Source organism: Bradyrhizobium sp., assembly GCF_035484855.1.
GTDB lineage: Bacteria > Pseudomonadota > Alphaproteobacteria > Rhizobiales > Xanthobacteraceae > Bradyrhizobium.
Genome location: NZ_DATHOP010000287.1, coordinates 1 through 22,719, shown reverse-complemented (window position 1 = coordinate 22,719; position 22,719 = coordinate 1). Strand labels below are relative to the sequence as shown.

At 63.5% G+C, this 22,719-nt stretch carries 22 protein-coding genes; 8 read left to right on the top strand and 14 right to left on the bottom strand.

The features are described from left to right. Positions 1 to 11: 11 nt before the first annotated feature. Positions 12 to 1,370 carry an ABC transporter substrate-binding protein gene (locus VK804_RS32065; protein WP_325752306.1) on the bottom strand — a complete coding sequence of 453 codons (1,359 nt, stop codon included), beginning with the start codon at positions 1,368 to 1,370 and terminating at the stop codon, positions 12 to 14. A gap of 452 nt (positions 1,371 to 1,822) precedes the next feature. Beyond that, the gene (locus tag VK804_RS32060; protein ID WP_325752305.1) at positions 1,823 to 2,875 is read right to left on the bottom strand and encodes a hypothetical protein; all 1,053 of its coding nucleotides are present in this window, start codon (positions 2,873 to 2,875) and stop codon (positions 1,823 to 1,825) included. 224 nt (positions 2,876 to 3,099) lie between these two features. On the opposite strand from VK804_RS32060, the gene bamA reads away from it, so the two are divergent. Then, the gene (bamA, locus tag VK804_RS32055; RefSeq protein WP_325752304.1) at positions 3,100 to 5,439 is read left to right on the top strand and encodes an outer membrane protein assembly factor BamA; all 2,340 of its coding nucleotides are present in this window, start codon (positions 3,100 to 3,102) and stop codon (positions 5,437 to 5,439) included. Between the two features lie 30 nt (positions 5,440 to 5,469). Here the strand turns inward: bamA and VK804_RS32050 are convergent, their stop codons facing one another. Next, entirely contained in the window at positions 5,470 to 5,934 is a 465-nt protein-coding gene (locus tag VK804_RS32050) for a hypothetical protein (RefSeq protein WP_325752303.1), read from the bottom strand. Positions 5,935 to 6,190: 256 nt separating this feature from the next. Here VK804_RS32050 and VK804_RS32045 point away from each other — a divergent pair, with 256 nt between their 5' ends. After that, positions 6,191 to 6,550 (top strand): hypothetical protein, encoded by a 360-nt coding sequence (locus VK804_RS32045; RefSeq protein ID WP_325752302.1) that lies wholly within the window; start codon positions 6,191 to 6,193, stop codon positions 6,548 to 6,550. A gap of 62 nt (positions 6,551 to 6,612) precedes the next feature. On the opposite strand, the gene VK804_RS32040 is transcribed toward VK804_RS32045, so the two are convergent. Both VK804_RS32040 and VK804_RS32035 read right to left on the bottom strand, forming a co-directional pair. Then, the gene (locus VK804_RS32040; RefSeq protein ID WP_325752301.1) at positions 6,613 to 7,164 is read right to left on the bottom strand and encodes a DUF6456 domain-containing protein; all 552 of its coding nucleotides are present in this window, start codon (positions 7,162 to 7,164) and stop codon (positions 6,613 to 6,615) included. A gap of 66 nt (positions 7,165 to 7,230) precedes the next feature. Then, entirely contained in the window at positions 7,231 to 7,764 is a 534-nt protein-coding gene (locus tag VK804_RS32035) for a GcrA family cell cycle regulator (RefSeq protein ID WP_325752300.1), read from the bottom strand. Positions 7,765 to 7,907: 143 nt separating this feature from the next. On the opposite strand from VK804_RS32035, the gene VK804_RS32030 reads away from it, so the two are divergent. The 3 genes from VK804_RS32030 (at position 7,908) to VK804_RS32020 (ending at position 10,456) form a co-directional block, all read left to right on the top strand. Then, the gene (locus tag VK804_RS32030; protein WP_325752299.1) at positions 7,908 to 8,537 is read left to right on the top strand and encodes a S24 family peptidase; all 630 of its coding nucleotides are present in this window, start codon (positions 7,908 to 7,910) and stop codon (positions 8,535 to 8,537) included. A 173-nt stretch (positions 8,538 to 8,710) separates the two neighbouring features. Continuing rightward, the gene (locus tag VK804_RS32025; RefSeq protein WP_325752298.1) at positions 8,711 to 8,983 is read left to right on the top strand and encodes a hypothetical protein; all 273 of its coding nucleotides are present in this window, start codon (positions 8,711 to 8,713) and stop codon (positions 8,981 to 8,983) included. A gap of 51 nt (positions 8,984 to 9,034) precedes the next feature. Continuing rightward, positions 9,035 to 10,456: a lyase family protein gene (locus tag VK804_RS32020; protein WP_325752297.1), complete on the top strand. Its 1,422-nt coding sequence runs from the start codon at positions 9,035 to 9,037 to the stop codon at positions 10,454 to 10,456. 117 nt (positions 10,457 to 10,573) lie between these two features. Here VK804_RS32020 and VK804_RS32015 read toward each other — a convergent pair whose 3' ends face one another. Then, positions 10,574 to 10,822 (bottom strand): hypothetical protein, encoded by a 249-nt coding sequence (locus VK804_RS32015; RefSeq protein WP_325752296.1) that lies wholly within the window; start codon positions 10,820 to 10,822, stop codon positions 10,574 to 10,576. A gap of 235 nt (positions 10,823 to 11,057) precedes the next feature. Between VK804_RS32015 and VK804_RS32010 the strand changes: the two genes are divergently transcribed. Next, a complete protein-coding gene (locus VK804_RS32010) occupies positions 11,058 to 12,623 on the top strand; it encodes a Spy/CpxP family protein refolding chaperone (RefSeq protein ID WP_325752395.1) in 1,566 nt (521 codons plus the stop codon). A 181-nt stretch (positions 12,624 to 12,804) separates the two neighbouring features. Beyond that, positions 12,805 to 14,148, top strand: coding sequence for a sorbosone dehydrogenase family protein (locus VK804_RS32005; protein ID WP_325752295.1), 1,344 nt, complete (start codon positions 12,805 to 12,807; stop codon positions 14,146 to 14,148). A 105-nt stretch (positions 14,149 to 14,253) separates the two neighbouring features. On the opposite strand, the gene VK804_RS32000 is transcribed toward VK804_RS32005, so the two are convergent. After that, complete coding sequence (locus tag VK804_RS32000) at positions 14,254 to 14,661, bottom strand: carboxymuconolactone decarboxylase family protein (protein WP_325752294.1); 408 nt, start codon at positions 14,659 to 14,661, stop codon at positions 14,254 to 14,256. 185 nt (positions 14,662 to 14,846) lie between these two features. Here VK804_RS32000 and VK804_RS31995 point away from each other — a divergent pair, with 185 nt between their 5' ends. Beyond that, on the top strand, positions 14,847 to 15,821 hold the full coding sequence (locus VK804_RS31995) for a Gfo/Idh/MocA family oxidoreductase (protein WP_325752293.1): 975 nt from the start codon (positions 14,847 to 14,849) through the stop codon (positions 15,819 to 15,821). A 30-nt stretch (positions 15,822 to 15,851) separates the two neighbouring features. On the opposite strand, the gene VK804_RS31990 is transcribed toward VK804_RS31995, so the two are convergent. The 7 genes from VK804_RS31990 to VK804_RS31960 form a co-directional block, all read right to left on the bottom strand. Continuing rightward, positions 15,852 to 17,324, bottom strand: a complete 1,473-nt coding sequence (locus VK804_RS31990) for a YncE family protein (protein ID WP_325752292.1) — start codon at positions 17,322 to 17,324, stop codon at positions 15,852 to 15,854. Then, positions 17,321 to 17,815 (bottom strand): DUF305 domain-containing protein, encoded by a 495-nt coding sequence (locus tag VK804_RS31985; RefSeq protein ID WP_325752291.1) that lies wholly within the window; start codon positions 17,813 to 17,815, stop codon positions 17,321 to 17,323. Before VK804_RS31985 ends, VK804_RS31990 begins: the two co-directional genes overlap by 4 nt. 236 nt (positions 17,816 to 18,051) lie before the next feature. Continuing rightward, entirely contained in the window at positions 18,052 to 18,804 is a 753-nt protein-coding gene (locus VK804_RS31980) for a type 1 glutamine amidotransferase domain-containing protein (protein WP_325752290.1), read from the bottom strand. A 9-nt stretch (positions 18,805 to 18,813) separates the two neighbouring features. Beyond that, entirely contained in the window at positions 18,814 to 19,788 is a 975-nt protein-coding gene (locus VK804_RS31975) for a quinone oxidoreductase (protein ID WP_325752289.1), read from the bottom strand. 141 nt (positions 19,789 to 19,929) lie between these two features. Further along, positions 19,930 to 20,625, bottom strand: coding sequence for an ABC transporter ATP-binding protein (locus tag VK804_RS31970; protein ID WP_325752394.1), 696 nt, complete (start codon positions 20,623 to 20,625; stop codon positions 19,930 to 19,932). Next, positions 20,625 to 21,380: an ABC transporter ATP-binding protein gene (locus VK804_RS31965; protein WP_325752288.1), complete on the bottom strand. Its 756-nt coding sequence runs from the start codon at positions 21,378 to 21,380 to the stop codon at positions 20,625 to 20,627. Before VK804_RS31965 ends, VK804_RS31970 begins: the two co-directional genes overlap by 1 nt. Then, complete coding sequence (locus VK804_RS31960; protein WP_325752287.1) at positions 21,377 to 22,540, bottom strand: branched-chain amino acid ABC transporter permease; 1,164 nt, start codon at positions 22,538 to 22,540, stop codon at positions 21,377 to 21,379. Before VK804_RS31960 ends, VK804_RS31965 begins: the two co-directional genes overlap by 4 nt. Between the last annotated feature and the right edge of the window lie 179 nt (positions 22,541 to 22,719).

Sequence of the window (22,719 nt, the reverse complement as noted above, 5' to 3'; positions counted from 1 at the left end):
GCACTTTGCGATCAGGTAGCCAGCGGAAACCCGTGCCGGCGCGCTTCCCCGATCGCGGGCGTACGGGCAGCAAGCAGCAGCCGGCGCTGATGGACGAGATTGTCGATCCGATGCGCGACCCCGATCAACGCATGGATTTCCGACGCGCTGTCCTCGCGATCGGCGGATTTTGCCAGCTGCGCCCGGAGGATGGCATCGACTTCGTCCTCGATATCGGCGAGTTCGGCTTCGTTGTCGACTTTTCGTATCCGCGCCGGCAGGACACACAATTCATCCAGCGTCGTACATGCCGTTTCGCTCGAGCGGACCCCCAGGAATCGCCATGCCGCCGCAAACATCGACGCGAGCGCCCCGAGCGCCATCGGGGTCAGGTAGATGGCATTGCCGTATCGGTCCATGAAACTTTCCAGGGTGCCGTTATAGAAGGCTGCTGCTCCCGGATGCACCGGGAGGTAAGCGTCGGCATCAAGGTCGGGCGCCGATATCCCCGACAGCAGCGGTTGCTCACCGATGAGATCCCTGCGGACGCTGATGACCTTGCGGGCGAGCTCGCCGACCAGGCTGGAGCCAAGGTGCCGGTTCGCAACCAGATAATAGCCGACCCGCAGGCTCGTCACATCGTCATCCGGCACCGGCGGCGCGCCGCGCAGCGTGCCCTTGGGAATGTCGAAGCTTTCGTAGGGTCCCTTGACATCGGCGATCGCGCCGGCGGAATCGATCGGTATCAGCACCGGCGTGGAGTTCGCGCCTTCGCGAAACAGACCCTTCACATAGGCGAGATGCTTCTCGGTCAGCGGCACCACCAGCAGGAGCGCGCCGACCTCCTTCGCCTGCAGCGCGCGGCGGGCGTCCGCCGGCGCGACGTCCTTGAAGACGACATTGGCGCGGCCGAGGTCATATTCCTTTTCCAGCACCTCGACGAGGCCGTGATTGATTTCACCGCCGACCACGCCGACGGTATGGCCGCGGAGCTTTTCGATGCTGGTGATGCCGGATCCCGGTGGCGCCACGATCATCGCGACGCCGTGAGCGGTCAGCGCGACGGTGCGGGCCAGCTGGCGATCGACGCTGTCCGCCCGCACCACCGCCAGATCGGCCGTGCCGGCGGCAAACGCCTTTGAAACATCGAGGGCGTTGCCGGCGTTGACGACCTTCAGCCTGATCGGCGACTCCGTCGTGGCGAGCCCGCCGGCGATGATCGAAGCGATCTGCCTTGCCTCGCCGTCGAACGACCCCACCGCGATGGTCAGCGTCGTCGGCCGCAGATAAAGCCGGTAGCCGATCAGCCCGGCGCCGGCCAGCAGGCAAAACAGGCCCGCCAGCAGCACGGCGCGGAGGCGGAACGGCAGGGCAGTCTGAAAGGCTTTCATGGGCGTCCGGTGCGGAAACGATACGCGAGACAACGATCTCAGTTATCGGTATCGCCCGGCCGCGCTTCGGTTCGAAACATCCGCATTACCGATCGGAAACGGTTGGGGCGGAGCGACGAGGAATCATCGCCCCAAAGGGCCGCCATGGCCGGCGCGTTACTTGAGGCATCATGCCGGTGCCGGATGCTATGCCGCTTCGCCACGCGATGCTGACGGGCCGCCCGCAGGACAGACCATGACAGGCAATGATACCGCGACCATGACATCGTCTTCATCGCACTCTCCATCGGCACGCAGATTGGTCGGTCGCGATCAATGCGTCGTTCGAAACAGGGGGATTACGATTTGGAAAGTGTGCCGCGGACTTACGCCGTCCGCCCGCGGCAGGCCGATAGCCGGTGGACGACAGTACTTGAGCGGCCTTCCCGATGAATCCGGGCGGGCCCGCCGGTTCACTGCTGCTTTTCCCAGAACGACAGCAGGCCTTGCGAGGCCGAGCCGCCGATCACGCAGGGGATGCCGACCTCGACCTGGCCGAGCGCCGCCGCCGAGACGCAGCCGAGCGCGACCGCGCCGACACCGACCTGGCCCCAGAAGTCGAGATTGCGGTGCGAATCCGAACCCTTGGTCTTGAGTTCGTCCACGGCGGCGAGCGCATCGCGGCGCACCGCGCCGAGTTGCACGGTGTCCGCGGCATCGATGACCTCGCCGAGCGGCAGCTTGACCGCTTCCGGCTGGTTTGCCAGTTCACTGCGGAGAAATTCGCGCAAGCCGGTATCGCGGACCGCATAGCTCGCCAGCGTATAGCGCGCCATGCTGCCGACCGTCAGCTTGTCGACGGTATCGCGGCTCTTGCTCCACGGCAGCATCTGCATGATGCGCAGGATCGGAAGATGCGAGCCGGTCGCGAAATAATAGCCCCACAGCGTATCCAGCAGATCCTGATTGCTGGCGAAGGTCTGCACCATCCTCAGCCTCTTGTCGTCCTTGGCGAACGGATTTTTGGTGAAGACGCCGCGCAGTTTGTCGAACATGCCGGGTTTTGCCTCCTCCAGCGGGATGTTGGCGAGCGTCGGCAGCGTGTTGGCGAGATAGCTGTCGATCATCACCTTGCGTCCCGGCATCCGTGGGGCGACCTTGCGCAGGAGATTGCGCCAGTCCGGCAGTCCCGAATAGGCGATGGCGCGGACGATCACCCATTCGTCTTCGGGAGCCACCGGAAAGAAGCTGGTGACGAGTTGCTCGGCCTTGGCCGGGTTCGATCCGATCGCGCCGGCGATGAAGCCGAGATAGATGCCGGAATTCTCCGGCTCCTTGAAGCTTTGCGCGTGAAACAGCACGCGCACCGCGGCGGGGACATGGGCGTAGTCCGGCTTGGCCCGGTAATTGTAGATCCATTGCTGGACCACGCTGAGCGAGGCGCGCGGGTCGATCTCCGGCGTGACCGCGGCGCTCGCGGGCGCAATCAGCATGATGGTAGCGGCAAGGAAAGCGGCGTAACGCATGTGATACTCCCGGCAAGCCCGTTCGCGAGCGCGGCGACCGCAAGCCGCGAACGTTTCCGCCCCTCAGGCTAAAAAGAATTTGAAGCGGCTATACGACGCGCGCGGTGCGGCGCTGCGTCGAAATTGTGGCAACGCGTTAACGCTTAAGGCGGCAAGTCACCTTGCCCCCGACATTCTTTTGCCCCGGACAGCCCCTTCGATGACCCTGCCAATCGGAGACGGTGATGACGAACGCAAGGGCGACGGCCGCGCAACGCCGCGGGACGATGGCGGCGGGTGCGCTGCTGATCGCAGCAGCCGCGCTGTTTTCCGCGCCGGCCGCCGCGGCCGAGACCGTCGAAGTCGCAGGCAATCGCCGCGTCGATGCCGAGACGGTTCGCTCCTATTTCCACGCAACAAGTGACGGGCGGTTCGACGACGCCGCGCGCGATGCGGCGCTGAAGGCGCTGGTCGCGACCGGCCTGTTCGACAAAGTCACGATCGAGCGCAGCGGCGACCATCTTGTCGTGCACGTCACTGAAGCCCCGGTGCTCGACAAGGTCGCCTTCGAAGGCAACAAGAAGATCCAGGACAAGGAGCTCAATGCCGTCATCGAGTCCAAACCGCGCGGCACGCTGCAGCGCGCCGAGGTGCAGACCGACGTCGGCCGCATCATGGAAGCCTACCGTCACGCCGGACGCGACGATGTCGGCGTGGTGCCCAAGATCATCAACCGCGGCAACGACCGCGTCGACCTCATCTATGAGGTGACCGAGGGCAAGAAGACCACGGTCCGCCAGATCAACTTCGTCGGCAATCACATCTTCGGCAAGCGGCAGCTCGCCGCGGTGATCAAGACCTCGGCCACCAACATGCTGAGCTTCCTGACCGGCGGCGACGACTACGATCCCGACCGGATCGCAGCCGACCGCGAGCAGCTGCGGCTGTATTACCGCAGCAAGGGTTATGCCGACGTCAGCGTGACCTCGGCGACGGCCGAATACGATCCCGCGCTGCACGGTTTCACGCTGACGTTTACGATCGACGAAGGCCCGCTCTATCATTTCGGCGGGATCACCGTGGCCAGCGAGGTGCCGGGACTGGATGCCGAAAAACTTCGCAGCCTGCTGGTGGCGCGGCCCGGCGCGGTATTCGACGGCGGCGCGCTAGACAAGACCGACGAGGTCTTGGCGATCGAACTTTCAAAACTCGGTTTTCCGTTCGCGCAGGCCACCCCGCATATCATCCGGGACGCCACTGCGCGGCGGATCGATGTCGCCTTCACCGTCGATCAGGGGCCGCGCACCTATATCGAGCGCATCGACATCCACGGCAATACCAGCACCCGCGACTATGTGATCCGCCGGGAATTCGACATCGCCGAGGGCGATGCCTACAGCAAGACGCTGATCGACCGCGCCGAACGTCGGCTGAAGAACCTGAACTATTTCAAGACCGTCAAGATCACGCGCAAGCCCGGCTCGACGTCCGACCACGTCGTTCTGGATGTCGAGCTGGCCGAGCAATCCACCGGCGAATTCAACATTTCCGGTGGCTACTCGTCAACCGATGGCTGGCTCGCCGAGGTCAAGCTGGGCGACCGCAGTGTCCTGGGATCCGGCATCGCGGTCAATTCGTCCGTGACCTACGGCCAGTACGCCAGCGGCATCGACCTGTCGGCGACGGATCCGTATTTTCTCGGCAGCCGCGTCTCCGCCGGCATCGACCTTTACGGCAGGCAAAGTGAATCAAGCCCATATCAATCCTACGGCAGCAATATCTACGGCGCGACCATGCAGCTCGGCACCCCGATCACCGAGCAGATCGGCGTGCAGTACCGCTACTCCATCTACAATCAGGACGTGACGCTCGACCCGGCTTCGCTGGCCGGGGTACCTTCGCTGCCGATCCAGCTGGCGGCGCTAGCCGGCCCGCAATGGGTCTCCTCCGTCGGCGACACCGTCACCTACAGCACGCTGGACAACGCAAAGAACCCGACCAGCGGCTTCAACTCGCAGCTCAAGGAGGATATCGCCGGCCTCGGCGGCGATGTGAAGTTCCTGCGCACCACCGAGGACGCACGCTACTACCAACCGATCAACGACGACGTTGTCGCGCTGGTGCGCGGGCAAGGCGGCTATGTTACGGGCTGGGGCGGCCAGCAGGTGCCGCTGCTCAACACCTTCTTCGGCGGCCCGTCGATGGTGCGGGGATTTGCGCCGAACGGTTTCGGTCCGCGCGACCTCACGCCGGGCAGCACCATGGATAATGTCGGCGGCAGCATGTACTGGGCAACCACGGCGGAGCTGCAGAGCAACATCCCCGGCGTACCGAACGAGTACGGCCTCAAGGCATCGGCCTTCGTCGATGCCGGCAGCGTGTTTCGTTACAGCGGCCCAACGGCGTTTCCTGGCTCCGCGCAATCCCTGCAGGTCGCCAACAACAACATCCTGCGGTCATCGGTCGGCGTCGGCCTGAGCTGGGCCTCGCCGTTCGGCGCGCTGACCGTCAGTTACGCGGTACCGGTGACCAAGGCCGCTTACGATGTGGTGCAGCCGATCAACTTCGGCGCCGGACCGTTCTAGTGGATTGGTCGCCGCGCCGCTTGGCGACCGCTACTGCTTCTTCAACGTATAGACCTTGTCGTTGAGGCCGATTTCCGCGGTCGTCGCATCGACGAAATGAAAGTCCATCTCGCATCCGGTTTCCAGCGTCTTGATGTTCTTTCCCAGAAAGCCGAGCGAGGTGGCAAGCCTGTCGGGATCGACCGACTTGTCCTTTGACTGCATTTCCTCGAAGGCGCCCTGAAAAATCATGTCGGCGGAAAAATCGCTCTCCTTGTAGTGCGGCGCCTTGCAGGCGAACGGCGGCGGCCCGTCGATCTCGCCGGCCTTGAAGACGATCGCCTTGCCGAGCAGCCGCGCCTGCTCGGCCCGGTCAGGCTTTTGCGTCGGATCGGCCCACGGCGCCGTCACCGCGCCGGAGATCTTCCATGTCCCGAGATAGAAGGTATCGGCCGATTTGGCCGGCGTGCCGGTCGCGACGGCAACGCCGATAAGGGCGAGGAAAGCGTATCTCATGTTGGTCCCCCGGAAAGCGGCAACCGCGGTTTGACTGTTCCGCCGCCGGTCAGGTTCATTCATCCAAAGGCGGACCGCAATATCTCTCTAGCGCGGGAACCTACCGAGCGCCCCCCCCGACTGCCCGCCGCATGGCGTGAACTCAAACGCCTCAGGGCGCGACCAAGCCTTCGTGCGATCAAGCCGCGTCCGTTTCACCGCGCCAGTGGTGGAACGTCGGAGACGCGTGCGTCACCAGCCAGCAAGGGGCGAAAACATGGTTTCTCAGCGCCGTCAATTGAAGTACGCCGCGCTTGCGGCTTTCATTCTGGCCGGCTCCCAGGCCGCGCGGGCCGAGGAAGCCAAGATCGATCTGTTCAAGGTCGTCACCGTCAAGGACGAAATCATCATCGGACTTTCGGCCGACGAACTCAGCGCGCTCGGCGGGCGCGACGCGAGCGCGGTAGCGCACGCACTGGCGCAGAAAGGCGACCTGACGGTGTGGCAATACAACGTGCACCGCGGACCCAACGGCGAATTGCAGCAGGCACCGACGGCGAAAATCGGCCTGCTCGCCAATTCCTCACTGCGGGTCGAGCCCTACACCACGCCTTACGCGATAGTGCCGCATCAATGAATTTTCCGCCTCCCGCGTTTGGTCGAGAATGGCACGGCTAATGGCGCGCTCGCGCGGCGGCACTACCGCCGCTCCGTCGCAAAGCCGTAGATCAGCGCCAGCCGATCCAGGCATTCGCGCAGCCGCCGTGAGAAATAATCGGCCCAGCGCTGGGTGGCCAGGCCACGCCGTTGCCCGACCTGTTCCATCGTCATGCCGAGGATCAAGACCTCGTGCACCAGCGCCGAGCCGTCGGCACCGAGTTCGCGCTCGGCGCGGTTGAGCCGCAGCACCGCCTTGCGCTGGCGCTCGGTAATCGGCTCCCGCGCCCGTCCGCCATCGACATATTCCCGGGTCGGATCGACCGCGCGCGGACCGCGCTCGGCCTTTTCCCAATCCTCCTGGAACGCGCGACCGCCCTGATACTGCGCCTCGTCGACCTGGTGGTGCGAGTGCAGCCTGCCGAGAGGATCGTTGCGCAGCGAGCGCAGCGTGACGATCCTTTCGCCGGGCTCGAGCGCGAGCGGATCGTCCACCTCGATCGCCGCCACTTCGGCGTTGCGCGGCAGATCCGTCGACCGCCGGTCGTGAATCTTTTGCCGCTTGTGCAGCCTGCTGCGTCTAGCCTGTGCCATGTCGGCTGGTTCCCTTGAGTGAGAGGAGTTTGAGGGTGAATTGCGGTCGCGGTTTCATCCAGTGCGTCATGCCGCCACCAGCCGCAGCAGGACGGCGCCGGCGGTGCGCTCCGACAGCGTGCCGGGACCGCGCGTCAGATGAAAATGCGGCGCGCAATAGCTCGATCCCTCGCGCCGCGGATGACCGCAGAACGTAATGGCTTCGCCGTCCCGATCGCCGCCGTACGGATAGCGGCAATCGGAGGCTTCAAGCTCAAGCAATGAAAGATGGCGCGGGGCGATTTCAACACAGCGCAGTTTTGGCGCCCTGACGCGTTCGAAGACCGCTCTAGGCCGCGGGGCCTCGGGAACGTGCTTGCACGGCGGCGGCGCCTTCGCTTTCGCCTTACCGAGCCGTTTGGGCAGACGCTTGATTCTACCTTTCGGCCGGTCCGGACGGGCGAGCCCCATCCGCCTGGCACGGCCGATCGCGGCACTGCGCGTATAGGCGGTCCCGAACGCCGTGTTGATGGCGGCGGCGATCTGCGCAAAGGACAGGCCACGCGCAAAATGCTCGCGCAGCGCGGCGCAATGCTCCGGAGGCCAGTCGAACGCCTGCATTCCCGTTCTGCTCCCGTTTCCAGCTACGGGGGATATATTATGGTATTCCGAATTCAAGGTCAACTACGATTTCCGAAATACGTAATTGATTTACTTTCTGGAATTCGGAATGAATAGCGCCATGTTCAGAAAGGGATAGCGTCATGATGGATGCCAAATTGATCGAATACGGGCTGAAGAGGACGGGCAAGTCCAAGGGCGGGCTCGCGATCGCCATGGGCGTGCGCCCGGGCGCCGTTTCGGAGATTTTGAGCGGGATCCGCCTGGTCAAGGCGTCCGAAATCGAGCCGATTGTCACCTATCTGGAGCTGAATCGGGTGCCGATCATGGGCCGGGTCGGCGCCGGCGCGGTGATCGAGCCGGACCTCGAGCAGATACCGCCGGAAGGCTTGGGCGATATCGAACTGCCCTTCCCGCTTGCGGGGGAAACCATCGCGTTCGAGGTGGTGGGCGATTCAATGCTTCCGAAATATGAAAATGGAGACGTTATCGTGGTCTATAAGGACCAGCGCCATCCGGTCTCGACCTTCTACGGCGAAGAGGCGGCGGTGCGGCTGAAGACCGGCGAGCGCTACCTGAAGACCATTGAACGGGGCAAAACCGCCTCCCAGGTCAACCTGACCAGCTTCAATTCCAAGCCGATCAACGGGGTGAAGCTGGACTGGATCGGGGAGATCTGCGTCACCTTGCCGAAGGGCCAGATCGGGCGTTTGCGGGCCAAGGCGGCCGGCCGGGCTCGCAAGGCGGCAAAGGCGCGCCTGGCCGAAAAGTGAGGGGCGAGGCCGAATCGGCTGGAGCCCCGATTCGCTCCGGCCGCGGCCGTCCGGGGCCACCTGCTCCGCTAATTTACGATTTTCGGCATTATCGGGCTTGACTGCATTCCGATTTTCGGAAACAATGCCGGCATTTCGAGCCTCTTGCTTCGGGGCGACAGGGCCGGCGCCATATGCAATATTTCGTCGTGATGATCGACTACGGCCGGCGCGGACGCGAGGCCATCGTCGATCCCGAGATCACCCGGCGCGAGGTGGTCGCGCGCATCACCTCCGGCGAGTACAGGAACATCAGCTTCATCCACGAAATCGCCGATTCCGCGGTCTGGGACATCACGGCCGAAATCCTGGCGGAGGCGGCGCTGCCGGAAATTGCCGCTACCGGCGCCGATCTGCAGGCCAGCCGCTTCGACCATCTCCGCGACCTGCGCAAGGCGGAGACGTAGCAAGCGATATTTCGGTCCGTCGCCGCTAAAAACAAATCAAAGGAGTAGGTCGTGGCAAATCTCTCACTTCCGGGGAACCCCCGGTATCAGCCGAAGGACCTGCAATCAGTCTTCGGCTACGACAACCTGTTTCGGGCTGTTGCCGAAGTGGAAATCGCGACGCTTAAAACCCTGGCCGAGATCGGGATCATTCCCGAGGCCAACATCGCATCGCTCACGCCCGTCGTTGAGCAGGAACTCCTCGCCATTTCGACAACTGAAGTCGATGACGTGGAACGCGAGGTGACCAAGCACGACATTCGCGCATGGGTGCGGATCGCTCAGAGCAAGGTGGACCCGGGGCTGCGGCGCTGGATTCATGTTCCGCTCACAAGCTACGATGCGCTCGACACCGCTCGGGCTCTGCAGTTCGTGCGCGGACACGAAGCGGTAAAGCGACTCACCGACAAGGTGATTGGTCTGTTCGTCGAACAAGTCGATTTATTCGCGCTACAGCCTCAGATCGGCCGGACACACGGACAGCACGCGCTGCCTATCACCGTCGGCTTCTGGTTCGCAACGATCCTCAGCCGGATTCTCGCCAACATCCAGAGTGCCAACAGCGCCGCGGAAAAGCTGGTGGGAAAAATCTCCGGCGCTGTCGGCGTCTACAACGCTCAAGTGGGTCTCGGCATCGCAGCTCGCTGCGGTGACAAAACCTTTGAGGAGCGCGTGCTCGAAAAGCTCGGCCTCAAAGCGGCGCCGATCAGCACGCAGATTCTGTCGCCGGAACCACTCGCTGATTACCTGTTCGCCTGCGTCAAGCTTTCCGCTGCCTTCGGCCAGTTTGGCCGAGACGGCCGACACTTGATGCGGACCGAGATCGCCGAACTCGGCGAACCCTTCGAGAAAGGACAGGTCGGATCGTCGACCATGGCTCACAAGAGGAACCCGATTAATTTCGAAAACCTCGAGGGGACATGGATCAAGAACCAGGTCGAATTCGCCAAGGTTCTGGCGACGATGGTCAGCGAGCACCAGCGTGACCTGGTCGGCAGCGCAATCGCTCGTGATTTCCCGACGATCGTGGTCAATCTGGTCAATCAACTCAACACGCTGCTGCGCGAAGCGAACGGGATACCGTTCATCTCGCGTATCTCGGTCGACCAAGCGTCGCTCAAGCGCAACTTCGAAGCTCAAGGCGATGCTATTCTTGCCGAGCCGATCTACATCGCTCTCCAGATGGCAGGCTACGAGGGAGACGCTCACGAGTTGGTGAATCACATCGCCGTGCCACATTCAACACAGGGCGGGGTCTCGCTTCTTGAAGCGACGCAATGGGCGCTTCAGCAGCAGTCGGCAGACCAGGTGTGGGGTAAAATCCCGCCGGAGACGATCAACATGCTGAGCAAGCCGGAGACCTATACCGGTGCCGCCGCGGCGAAGGCCCGTGAAATCGCTGGGAGTGCCGAGATTTACCTCAAGGCGCCGTGATCATGTTGAAGTTCGCAAAGCAGAAAAGCCATCAGACCTGTTCGGGAAACCGGATCGGTCTATTTTACCCACTCCTGAAGACCCAAAATCAAGAAGCGCGCCGCGACGGCGTTCGCGTCACATCCTGCGGGCCTGGCTTGGTCGGTCGGCGATAGCGGCGTGGGCAGTGCCGGGAGCGTCCGTTCGAGCGGTCGCGCCGAAGGCCGAGACATGATCGCGATCCTCGGAATGCAGGGCCATCTCGTCCTGCGCCTTGTGATGCCACATCTCCGCCTGAGCCAGCAGTCGCCAGCTTTCAAGGGGACGAAATACCGCGCCCTGACGGCACAGCGACTCCATCGCGCGGTAGCGAACGAGGTTTTGCATGTCGCGCCTCCAACGCCCTGCCCGGAATGATTTAAAACCTGTTTTCAAGACGGTGTCATTACGATTCTGAGAAGGGAAGAGTTCGTTGTGAAATCGGAACCCTCCGGCTCCCTCGGGGGGAACTTTCAGACCGAATGAAGGTTATGGGATACGGGACGAAACCGCGCCTACAAGCGGCTCGCCGGGATGGGCGTTCGAGGGTGCCATGTCCAAGTGGAAAATCTGTAGCGTTGTCGTGTTGACGGCCGTCCTGGCCGGCGCGGCCTTTGCGGCGCCCGGAAGAGGCGGTGGTGGCGGCGGAGGACGTGGCGGCGGCGGCGCGCATTTCGGTGGTGGCGGTGCCCATTTCGGCGGTGGCGCGCGTATGGGCGGCGCCCATTTCGGCGGCGGCGCCCGGATCGGCGGCGGGCCTCGCTTCAGCGGCAGAGTGGGGGTATCCCGGTCTGCGGCGCGGCCCAGCTTCCATCAACGTTCATCTGCGCCACGCAGCACTGCGAACCGGCTTGCCGTTCATGGTCCGGCGTCGCGTGCCAATCGGGCCAGCAGGGTCAGCGGGAATCCAACCCTCCGTTCCAATCGAAACGCCAGCGTAAGGTCGAACGCGGTGCGGCACGCCCTGGGTGCCGGCGCGGTCGCGGGCGCACTGCACAACAGGGCCGCGCTGCGCAATCCCAACACGCGCGCCCAAATCACGGCAAGCGCAGCGATGGCGGGATGGCACGATGGCCGCGGCCGCGGCGGATGGTGGCGACACCGCAATGGCGGCTACGGCTGGGTCGGTCCGCTGTTTTGGCCGTTCGCCTATTACGACATCTATGACTACGCGATGTGGGGCTACGGCTACGACGACCCGTTCTGGGACTATGGCTACGGCGACATCTATGCCGGCCTCTTCTCGCCCTATGGCTACGACGACCTCGCCGGCTACTTGCCGCAAGGCGCCGGGGGTCCTCAGGCCAGTATCCAACAGCCCTCCGGCACCAGCGCCCAAGCCGCGACGTCCGACCAGCTGGCGCAAATGTGCGGCGAGGACAGCCGCGACATCGCAGGCCTGCCGATCGATCAGATCCAGCAGGCGATCACACCCAACGATGCCCAGCGCGCAGCGCTGGACGATCTTGCCAACGCCTCGGTCAAGGCGGCTCAGGACATCCGCGCCGCTTGTCCGACCCAGATCGCGCTGACGGCCCCTGCCCGGCTCGCGGCCATGCAGCAGCGGATCGAGGCGATGATAGCGGCGGTTAAAACGGTTCAGCCGCCGCTGCAGAAATTCTACGACCTGCTCAGCGATGAACAGAAAGCACGGCTGAACGCGCTGGGCGAGGATCAGCACCGGGCAGACGCCGCGAACAAAAAGAGCGGCTCCCTCACCGCTAACTGCGGAGCCGCGCAATCCGGCGTGCTGGGATGGCCTTCGGCCCAGATCGATAGCAGGCTGCATCCGACCGAAACGCAGCGCACCAGCCTTGCGGCATTGCAGGACGCCACCGCAAAGGCCGAAGACATGCTGAAGAGTTCATGCCAGGCGACTGAGGCCATCACGCCGCCGGCACGGCTTGCGGCGGTCGGCGAGCGGCTCGACGTCATGTTGCAGGCCGTCAAGAGCGTGCGCACGGCGCTCGACGACTTCTACGGAAAGCTCAGCGACGAACAGAAGGCGCAATTTGAGGCGATCGGACGGCGCCATACGGCGCTTCTTACCGAACCGCCGACGGTCGCGCAAACCCACGGCCGCCGTCACCACTATCATGGCGTGAACGTCGCAGGCTTGATCCGGCATTTCATGTGGCTCGCGCGCTAAGCCGGGAACGCTAGGACTAGCACGGCAGCGCTCCGGCTCGGTCAGGGTGAAGGACCTGTCCGGCCGACATCACATGACCAGGTAGAAGCCCGAACCACCGCCAAACGTCGCGGCGGAGTGATTTGCATCGCGAGCGATATCGTTGTGTTGTGACAGCGCTGGCGACTGACGGGCGAGGATGATGGAATCCGCATATAATCACATCGAAATTGGTTTGGTCCTGCTGCTTGGCGCAGCTTTCGTCACTCCCGCATTCGCTCAACCGGCACCGCTCGTCGGCGCCGCGGCGTTTGGCGACTGGCGCGCCGACAAGCCTGGTGTCATCAGGCTGATCAGGCCCGAGGATTTGCCGAAGCCGGGGGCAACGCCATCGGCCGCCAATGCCTCTCGGGTCGTCCGCCGGCCGCCCTCCGCAACCCTGCAAGTCCCCGCCGGATTCAAGATAGAATTGTTCGCCGAGGGGCTGAGTGGACCGCGGCAGATGCGGGTGGCGCCGAACGGGGACATCTTCATCGCGGAAACCGGGCCGGGAAGAATTCGGGTGCTGCGGGCAGCCGATGGAGGCGCAAAACCTTCGGTAGACCAGATTTACGCCGGCGGCCTCCACCAGCCGTTCGGCATCGCGTTTTTCCCGAACGGCGAAAATCCGCAGTGGGTTTACGTCGCCGACACCGATCGCGTCGTCCGCTTCCCCTACCGCAACGGCGACCTGAAGCCGACGGACAAACCCGAAATCGTCGTTGCGAAATTGCCGCACAGCTACGGCCATTCGACCAGGGACATCGCCTTCACCCAGGACAACAAGCGGATGCTGGTTTCGGTTGGGTCCGAGAGCAACGACGCGGAGGGTATGGGAAAGCCGCCTGATGGATTGCCGTCATGGGCGGGCCAACACCCGCTCGGCGCAAGCTGGGGGAGCGAGAGCGATCGCGCTGATGTGCTGGTGTTCGATCCCGACGGCAAGAATCCGGGCGTCTTCGCCACCGGCATCCGCAATTGCGTGGGGCTTGCCGTTCACCCCAAGACCGGCGACTTCTATTGCTCGACCAATGAACGCGACGGTCTGGGCGACAATCTGGTGCCGGACTACGTTACCCGGATACGTGAGGGCGCGTTCTACGGCTGGCCCTGGTACTATATCGGCGGCAATGAGGATCCGCACTACACCGGCCAGCGTCCCGATCTGAAAGGAAAGGTCACCGTTCCGGATGTCCTGCTCCAGGCGCACTCGGCCTCGCTCGGACTGACTTTCTACAACGGCAATGCGTTTCCCGCCGAATATGCCGGCGACGGTTTTGCAGCCGAGCACGGCTCGTGGAACAGGTCGTTGCGCACCGGCTACAAGGTGATCCGCATTCGCCTCAAGGACGGCGTGCCGACCGGCGAATATCAGGATTTTGTAACCGGCTTCGTGATCAACGACACCGAGGTATGGGGCCGGCCCGTCGGGGTCGCCGTCGCCCATGACGGTGCGCTACTGATATCGGAAGACGGCAACGGCACGATCTGGCGGATCACGCATTGATCGCTAGAGCCTTTTCCGTTTCGATGGAATCGAAACGGGGCTCTGGATTCTTGTTTTGACGCGTTTTCTTCACGCGAACCGGTGACCACTTCGCTCGAAAACGCTCTAAGGTTTGCCCGCCGCGCCGGAAGCCGGGTCGGACGCTTCGCTGAATATTTCCGCGGCGATGCGGTTGGTCTCGATTGCCGCGGGCACGCCGCAATACATCGCAACCAGGAGCAGGACGTCCTGTACCTGTGCCTTCGTGCAGCCGTTCGCCAATGCTCCCTTGGCATGGACGCGAAATTCGGCGGGCTTGTTGCTGGCAGCCGTAATCCCGAGCATGACCAGACTGCGGATATCGTCCGGCAGACCGGACCTCTCCCAGATATCGCCATAGACATAGGCGTTGATGATGTTCTGCAGCGGCGCGCCGAACTCGCCTGCTGCCGCCATCCGCTTCTCGACGTCGGCCTCGCCGAACATCTTTTTGCGCCGGCGAAGGCCGCGCGCGTACAATTCCTTGGTGTCCACCGCTTCACTCCCCCTGTACGATCGATAGGTGGTTTATACGGTCAAATCATTGTCGCCTCAATCGAACAAGCCCGCTCCGAGTAGCGGCAATATCTTGCGCCGGTCCGATTTGTCCGTATAAATTCGCAAGGGAAGAGACATCGCGGCCGTCATCGAGGCGATCCGGCGGCATCCGGAGTCATCAGATGATCCACGTCGCGATCGCCGGCCTCGGCCGCTGGGGCCGCAATCTCGTCGAGGCCTCGCTCGGCCACGAGCGGCTGAAAATCGTCCGCGCCGTCGAGCCCGATATCGAGGCGGCGCAATCCTTCTGCGGGCAGCATCGGCTCGAGCTGACGGACCGTCTCGAGACGGTGCTCGCCGATAGCGCCATCGACGCGATGCTGCTGGCAACGCCGCATTCGCTGCATCCCGCGCAGGTGATCGCCTGCGCCGCCGCGCGAAAGCATGTATTCTGCGAGAAGCCGCTGGCGCTGCACCGCGCCGATGCCGTGCGGATGTTCGATGCCTGCCGCGAGGCGGGCGTGGTGCTGGCCGTCGGGCACAACCGCCGCTTCTGGCCATCGATGCGCGCGCTGCGCGACATCGTCGCGGGCGGCGAACTCGGAACCATCCTTCACGTCGAAGGCCACAACAGCAACGAGAACTCGCAAGCGGTTACCAAGGGATGGCGATTGTCGCCGAAGGAATCGCCGGGCGGCGGATTGACCGGCGCCGGACTGCACGTGCTCGACGCCTTTGTCAGCATGCTGGGACCGGTCCGCCAGGTCTATGCGCAACTCCATCAGCACGAAGCCGGACCTCCGCCGCTGGATACGGCGATGATGACGCTGGATTTCGAAAATGGCGTCACCGGCACGCTGGCAACCGTGCGGGCGACGCCGTTCTACTGGCGGGTCCATGTGTTCGGAACCAGGGGTTCGGCCGAGGTGCTCGATGATCGCACCCTGGTGCTGCGCAAGAGCGGCAGCGAGCCGCGACTGGTGAACTACCCCGCGGTCGACGTGCTGCGCGCCGAGCTCGATGCGTTCGCAGACTCAGTCGAGATGCGGCACCCGTTTCCGGTGCCGGAGGCCGACGTGCTCGTCACATTGTCGGCATTCGAGGCCGCGCTGCGATCGATGACCGCGGGCGCGCCGGTGAAGTGCGCTGGCGGTTGACAAGCCGCCGCACACCGCGTCGGGCATTCGCTACTTCATCTGCACCTGCACGACCGGACCGGGCTTGTCGGGATGGCCTTCCGCGATCACGAGATAGCGGCGCGGGATCTGTTGTTCGCCCTGCACGATCTGCCTGATCGGTCCGGCCGTGTTGACGATGGCTGAACCGGCCGGGTTGGTCATGAAGGCAGCGATCACTTCCAGCTCGCCCTTGCCGTCCGGTTCGCTCGAAAGCGCCAGCACGTGGGGCATTTTGGGCTGCAGGCCGGTGGCGGAGGCCTGGAACACCTGCGTCAATCCCTGGTCGAACAACGCCACGCTGGTCGGGGCATCTTCCGCAGTCTCTTTCGTCTTGCCGCCGGCGAGCGGGACCAGCACGAGATGGGTGGCCTTGCCCGCCAGGTCGAGCGGCTGCAGCCCCTGCGTGCCGTCGCCGTCCGGCACCGCGTTCGGAACATAGGCGATGGCCTGCGGCGCCTGCCCGACCGGGCTGGTCGCGATGAGCTTGTTGGTCGCGGTGTCGATCGCCGCCATGCCGTCGGCATTCTCGAGCCCGACATAGATGCGGCTGCCGTCGCCGGACGGCCAGATGCCGTGCGGCAACTTGCCGACCGGAATGGTCGCGACTTGCGAGAAGTCGTCGGTGCGAAACACCTTGACCTCGTTCAATCCGCCGATCGTCACATAGGCAAAAATCGTGTTGGCCTTGCGGACAAAGTTGACATGGTTGGTGATCGGCCCGGTGTCGATCGTCTTCAGCACCGAGAACGGCGGCTGCGCGTCGAACACCTGGGTTTTGCCGATGTCCTTCAGCGTAAACCAGACTTGTTTGCCGTCGGGAGAGGCGGCGATGTTCGGACAGAAGGGGCTATCCTGCTTGACGTGGCCGACGATGGCATGATCGGCAACGGTGATGACGACCGTCTCCGGATTGAACGACGAGCAGACATAGCCGTATTTGCCGTCCGGTGAGAAAATCTGCATGCCCGGTCCGCCCGGCACCGTGATGCGGGACGTCTCCTCGAACGTCTTGCCGTCGAGCACGGCGATATAGTTCTCGCCGCGGACGGTGACCCAGACCTCCTTGCCGTCGGGCGTGAAGAACGCCTCATGCGGCGAGCGGCCGACATAGGTAGTGTGCCTGACCGCGTTGGTCGCGGTGTCGATGAAGGCGACGGAGTTGCTGCCGATCGACACCACCGCGAGGGTCTTGTGGTCCGGCGAGAAGCCCATGCCGTGGACCAGAACCTGTCCCTTGTAGAGCGGGCTGAAATTGGTCGGCTGCGGCTCGCCAAGGCGGATGACGCCGAGCAGCTTGTTGTCGACGGGATCGATCACCGAGACCGTGTTGGAGAATTGCTCCGCGGAATAGACCCGGTCGTGGTGGCTGAGGGGAATATCCGGATCGGACGCCGCGCCGGGCGCCTGGCCGGCCCAGGCTGCGGTCTGACCAGTCAGGCAGGCACCGGCGAGAAATCCTGATATCAACAGGCTGCGCTTCATGGGAGCTCTCCTGCTTTTTGGGTGCGAGTGAGGACGGGGGACGACGAAACGGAGATTTGCGTCGGTGACGCGACCGGTGGCGCCTCGCCGACCGCGAGCCGCATGGCCACGATCTCCTGCTGCTGCGTGACGATGATTTCCTGCGCGAGCCGCCTGATCTGTTCGTTGCGGCCGCTGCGCAACACCGCCTCCGCCATCTCGATCGCGCCCTGGTGATGCGGCGTCATCAGCGCCACGAAATCGCGGTCGACGTCGCCGGTCGGCTTGATGACCATGCCGGCCATCATCCTGGCCATGGCCGCGTCGTTTTCCCGCAAGTAGGGCGTTTCCGCCGGGAATGCCGCTTCGGTCGCCGCCGAGCAGATTGCGAACGGTGAGACCGGGGACGGCGAAAGGCTTTCCCGCCCCGCGGCAAAGGCAACCGCGCCCACCATCGCAAGGGCGGCCAGAATGACGGAAGAGGAAATCGACGCGTGCGAGGAAGACATCATGGGCAATGCTCCGGAACGTTCGATTCAAATTTGCTTCGTTGGGACTCCGGATGCTCGATCCGCCGACCGGAACAGTGTTCGCGAAACGACGTGGAATTTCAAATCGAGATCGAGTGAAGCGTTCCGGCAGCGGCTATTTCAGCATGGCGGCGAACGTCTTGGCGAAGGTATGGGCGTCGCCCGGCCATCGCGCCGAAACGTAGTTGCGGTCGTGGACCACGAAGGCCGGGGTCTCATCATCCATGGTGTCGCGCGCTAGGCCTGAGGTCTTGCGGCGATAGAGCGGATCCTCCCTCGGCACGTCGCAAAAATCCTCCGGGCGCGCCAGTGTGCGCGTCACTTCCTGCTGCACCGACATATAACCCTGCGGCTGCCCGCCTTGTTCCAAGGTAGGTCCGGTAGTAGTCCGGGTCCCAGAACCGCGTGATGCGTGCGACCGACCACGCGCTCTTTTCGAACGCCCAGGTCAGAGCGGTGGTCCGGTATCCGGAAAGCGCCGAACGCCCGGTCCGTTTCGAGATGCTGCGCGCCGCCAGCAGCACGCCGTGACAGATCGCCGCCACCGGCTTTTCTTCCTCGAAGAACCGGACGACGAGATTTTGCAAGGTTTCGCTTTCCAGGTATTCGCGCATGCCCCGTGCGCGATGTCCGCCGGGCAGCAAGAGCGCATCGTAGGCGGAAGCGTCGATCGCGTCCCAGCGCTGCGGCGCAAGATAATTGGGATCGGCGATCATTTCGGCATAGGCCCGCCGCGCGGCGCGATTGGCCCGCATCAGCAATCCGACCAGCGGCAGCCTGCGCAATAACGGAATCGCGCCCCAGGGATCGAGGCCCTGCCCCGTCAGCATCATGTCGTCGGCGGCAGCAGACCGTCCATCGGGGGTGGCAAAATGGACGGCGTGACGCGCGTTCGTCAGTACCCGCCAGCTCACCGCGGCTTCGCTCGGATCGAAGTCGCGCGCCGGCAACGGGACGAGAACGCGCGCCATCGCCGGGTCTTACACCGTCAGCACCGTCGATCCCGTGGTCTTGCGCGCGGCGAGATCGGCATGCGCCTTCGCCGCATCCTTCAGCGGATAGGTCTGGTTCACCTCGATCTTGACCGCACCGGATTTTACTACGTCGAACAGCTCCTTCGCCATCGCGACCAGATTGTCGCGCTTGGCCGCATAGGTGTTGAGCGTCGGGCGCGTGACGTAGAGCGATCCCTTCGCTGCCAGCAGGCCGAGGTTGAGCGGATCGACGGCCCCGGAGGATTGCCCGAACAGCGCAGCGACGCCGAGCGGCGCCAGGCAGTCGAGCGATTTCAGGAAGGTGTCCTTGCCGACGGAGTCGTACACCACCGGCACCTTCTTGCCGCCGGTGATCTCGTCGACGCGCTTCACAAAATCCTCGCGGGTATAGACGATGGTGTGGGCGCAGCCATGGGCCTGTGCGAGCTTCGCCTTTTCGTCATTGCCGACGGTGCCGATCACGGTGGCGCCGAGATGCTTCGCCCATTGGCCGAGGATCAGGCCGACGCCGCCCGCCGCGGCATGCAGCAGGATGGTATCGCCGGATTTGACCCGATAGGTCTGGCGGATCAGGTATTGCGTGGTCAGGCCCTTCAGCATCATGGCGGCCGCGGTCTTGTCGTCGATGCCGTCGGGCAGTTTCAAGAGACGATCGGCCGGGATCAGCCGCTCCTCGGCATAGGCGCCGATCGGGGCTGCGCCATAGGCGACGCGGTCGCCGGCCTTCAGGTCGGTAACCCCGGAGCCTACTTCCAGCACCACGCCGGCCGCCTCGCCGCCGAGGCCGCTCGGCAGCTGCCCGGGATAAAGGCCGGAGCGGTTATAGATGTCGACGAAGTTCAGGCCGACCGCGGTGTGGCGTATTTTCGCTTCGCCCGGGCCGGGCTTGCCGACATTCACTTCCTCCCAGACCAGGACTTCGGGGCCGCCGGTTTTGTGAAAACGGATGGCATGCGTCATAGAATCACTCCCTCACCTTTGATGACAAAAATTGGAAAAATTGTTGGCCGAGCCGGCCCGGCAGCGATGATTACAACGCGCCGAGGGAAACGGCCACACCCTGTTCGCCACGAAAGCGTTACTTTGCCGATTGGCTCCCAATCAGACCTCCAGCCATTCCCTGCGCACGGCCGAATTCGCGCCGAAATCATCGGGCGTTCCCTCGAAGACGATCCTGCCATGGCCCATCACATAGAGCCGGGCCGAAATCCTGAGCGCGATCGCCAGCTTCTGTTCCACCAGCAGAATCGAGACGCCGCGCCGGGCGATCTCCGTCAGCAATTCGCCGACCTGCTCGACCAGTTTCGGCGCCAATCCTTCCGTCGGCTCGTCGATCAGGATCAGATCCGGATCGCCCATCAAGGTGCGGCACATCGTAAGCATCTGCTGCTCGCCGCCCGACAGCACGCCGGCCAAGGTATCCTGCCGCGCGCCGAGGTTCGGGAACAGGCGAAAAATATCGGCAAAATCCCAGCGGCCGAACTTGCCCGAACGCTTCAGCCCCAGCTCCAGGTTCTGCCGCACCGTCAGCGTCGGAAAGATCTGCCGGTCCTCCGGCACATAACCGATGCCGCAATGCGCTATCAGATGCGGCGGCAGGCCGGCGATATCCTCGCCGCGAAACCTGATCGCGCCGTCGGCGGTCACCAGACCCATGATGGCCTTGCAGGCCGTCGACCTGCCGACGCCGTTGCGCCCCAACAGGCTGACGATCTCGCCATCGCCGACATTGAGGTCGACGCCGTGCAGAATGTGGCTTTGCCCGTAATAGGCGTGGAGATTGCTGACTTCGAGGATCATGCGGCCGCCATTGCCCCGAGATAGGCTTCCTGCACAGCCGCGTTGGCGCTGACGGCCTGCGGCGGGCCCGACGCGATCACCTTGCCGTACACCAGCACGGTGATCACGTCGGCCAGGTCGAACACCACCTTCATGTCATGCTCGACCATGACAAGGGTCTTGCCCGCGGAAACGCGGCGGATCAGTTCCACGGCGTTATTGGTTTCGGAATGGCTCATTCCCGCGGTCGGCTCGTCGAGCAGGATGACGGAGGCGCCGCCCGCAATCGTCATGCCGATCTCCAGCGCGCGCTGGTCGGCATAGGACAATAGTCCCGCCGCGGTGTCGCGGCGCGGTGCGAGATTGAGATCTTCCAGCATCAGATTGGTGCGCTCGGTCAGTTGGCGCTGCAGCCAGAGCGGCGTCCAGAACGAGTAGCGATAGCCCATGCTCCACAACAGCGCGCAGCGCAGATTCTCGAATACCGACAGGCGGTGGAAAATCGAGGTGATCTGAAAGCTCCGCGACAGGCCCATGCGATTGATTTGGTGCGGCGGCAACTGGTCGACGCGGGCGTCATTGAGCAGGATCTCGCCGGAGGACACTTTGAAGCGGCCGCTGATCAGATTGAACAGCGTGGTCTTGCCGGCGCCGTTCGGCCCGATGATGGCGTGACGCTCGCCTTTGGCGATTTCGAGGTCGACGCCGCGAATGATCTCGGTCTGTCCGAACGCCTTGGTGACGTTGTGCAGGCTGAGCGCGTTGCCGGTCATGCCGCGCTCCTCTGCGGCTTGAGTTCGATCATAAGTCCTTCCCAGACCCGCCGGAACGCGCGGGCTTCCGGCCGCAGCCATAATCCACCGCCCAGAAGGCAGGCGCTCGCCAGCAGCCATGGCAGTGAAGCGTGAACGTCGATCCTGCGGCCGAACAGGATCAATGTCTTGCCCTGCGCCGCGCCGATGGTCAGGAACGAGGTCAGTTCGACCAAGCCGACAAAACCGAGCACCATGAAAATGCCGGGCACAATGACCCTGAGATAGGGTACCGCCAGCCGGCCGAATTGTCCGGCGCGTACGATCGGCCCGTGGGCCATCACCAGTCCCATGATTCCCTGCGGCGCGAAGATCACCATGGCAATGAACAGCACGCCGACATAGACCAGCCAGGAATTCGACATCAGGCTGACGCCGCTTTGCAAGAGCGTGATCAGCACCGCGCCCAGGATCGGGCCGCCGAACGCGCCGGCGCCGCCGATATAGGCCATCAACAGCGCATTCGCCGACAACGGCGCGGCCAGCGCGTCGAAGGTCACGATCTCATAGGTGATGGCATAAAGCCCGCCGCCGATCCCGGCGAACAGTCCGGACAGCACGAACTGAAGAAAACGTACGCGGCGTGGATCATAACCCATGAATTGCGCACGCTCGAAGTTGTCCCGTGTCGCGTTCGCCATCCGGCCAAGGGGCGTGTGGGTCAGAAACAGCATCGCGGCGGCGGCGATCAGGGTCCAGGCCAGAATCAAATAATAAACCTGGATGCCGGACGCATAGGTCAGCCCGAACAGGCTGCGGCCGATCATGCGATTGGTGGTGACACCGCCCTCGCCGCCGAAAAAGTGATGAAACATCAAGGCCGCCGTGGTCATCAATTCACCGATGCCAAGCGTAATCATCGCGAACGCCGTGGCGCGCTGTTTTGTCGCCATGTAGCCGAATATGACAGCCAGTTCGAGACCCGCGATCCCGGCCGCGAGCGGCACAAGCTCCATCGGAAGCGGCAGTCCGTCATCGCCGATCGCGGTCAGCAAATGCGCGGTGGCATACCCGCCCATACCGAAAAATGTCGCGTGGCACAGGGAAAAGAGCCCCGATTGACAAAGCAGCATGTTGTAGGACAGCGACAGGATAACCATCATCCCCATCTGACTGAGCATCGAAATCATAAAGCCGGAATGACGGTGATGAGCCCAATCGTAAAAAAGCCAGGGCAGGACGAGGGCCAGCAGAATGGCGAAAATCCAGAGTTTCGGGAACTTCATGTGTCGCGTGTCCCCATCAGACCACGCGGCCGGAACAACAAGATCAGCACCATCATCGCGAACGGCAAAAGGGC

What these genes read in the sequence shown, in the direction of transcription:
- VK804_RS31975 (WP_325752289.1), bottom strand. Translation starts at nt 19,788, where the DNA reads ATGACGCATGCCATCCGTTTTCACAAAACCGGCGGCCCCGAAGTCCTG.
- VK804_RS32030 (WP_325752299.1), top strand. Translation starts at nt 7,908, where the DNA reads ATGATGGATGCCAAATTGATCGAATACGGGCTGAAGAGGACGGGCAAG.
- VK804_RS32035 (WP_325752300.1), bottom strand. Translation starts at nt 7,764, where the DNA reads ATGCAGGCGTTCGACTGGCCTCCGGAGCATTGCGCCGCGCTGCGCGAG.
- VK804_RS31965 (WP_325752288.1), bottom strand. Translation starts at nt 21,380, where the DNA reads ATGACCGGCAACGCGCTCAGCCTGCACAACGTCACCAAGGCGTTCGGA.
- VK804_RS31985 (WP_325752291.1), bottom strand. Translation starts at nt 17,815, where the DNA reads ATGATGTCTTCCTCGCACGCGTCGATTTCCTCTTCCGTCATTCTGGCC.
- VK804_RS32065 (WP_325752306.1), bottom strand. Translation starts at nt 1,370, where the DNA reads ATGAAAGCCTTTCAGACTGCCCTGCCGTTCCGCCTCCGCGCCGTGCTG.
- VK804_RS32015 (WP_325752296.1), bottom strand. Translation starts at nt 10,822, where the DNA reads ATGCAAAACCTCGTTCGCTACCGCGCGATGGAGTCGCTGTGCCGTCAG.
- VK804_RS32040 (WP_325752301.1), bottom strand. Translation starts at nt 7,164, where the DNA reads ATGGCACAGGCTAGACGCAGCAGGCTGCACAAGCGGCAAAAGATTCAC.
- VK804_RS31980 (WP_325752290.1), bottom strand. Translation starts at nt 18,804, where the DNA reads ATGGCGCGCGTTCTCGTCCCGTTGCCGGCGCGCGACTTCGATCCGAGC.
- VK804_RS32060 (WP_325752305.1), bottom strand. Translation starts at nt 2,875, where the DNA reads ATGCGTTACGCCGCTTTCCTTGCCGCTACCATCATGCTGATTGCGCCC.
- VK804_RS31995 (WP_325752293.1), top strand. Translation starts at nt 14,847, where the DNA reads ATGATCCACGTCGCGATCGCCGGCCTCGGCCGCTGGGGCCGCAATCTC.
- VK804_RS32050 (WP_325752303.1), bottom strand. Translation starts at nt 5,934, where the DNA reads ATGAGATACGCTTTCCTCGCCCTTATCGGCGTTGCCGTCGCGACCGGC.
- VK804_RS32045 (WP_325752302.1), top strand. Translation starts at nt 6,191, where the DNA reads ATGGTTTCTCAGCGCCGTCAATTGAAGTACGCCGCGCTTGCGGCTTTC.
- VK804_RS31960 (WP_325752287.1), bottom strand. Translation starts at nt 22,540, where the DNA reads ATGCTCAGTCAGATGGGGATGATGGTTATCCTGTCGCTGTCCTACAAC.
- VK804_RS32005 (WP_325752295.1), top strand. Translation starts at nt 12,805, where the DNA reads ATGGAATCCGCATATAATCACATCGAAATTGGTTTGGTCCTGCTGCTT.
- VK804_RS31990 (WP_325752292.1), bottom strand. Translation starts at nt 17,324, where the DNA reads ATGAAGCGCAGCCTGTTGATATCAGGATTTCTCGCCGGTGCCTGCCTG.
- bamA (WP_325752304.1), top strand. Translation starts at nt 3,100, where the DNA reads ATGACGAACGCAAGGGCGACGGCCGCGCAACGCCGCGGGACGATGGCG.
- VK804_RS32025 (WP_325752298.1), top strand. Translation starts at nt 8,711, where the DNA reads ATGCAATATTTCGTCGTGATGATCGACTACGGCCGGCGCGGACGCGAG.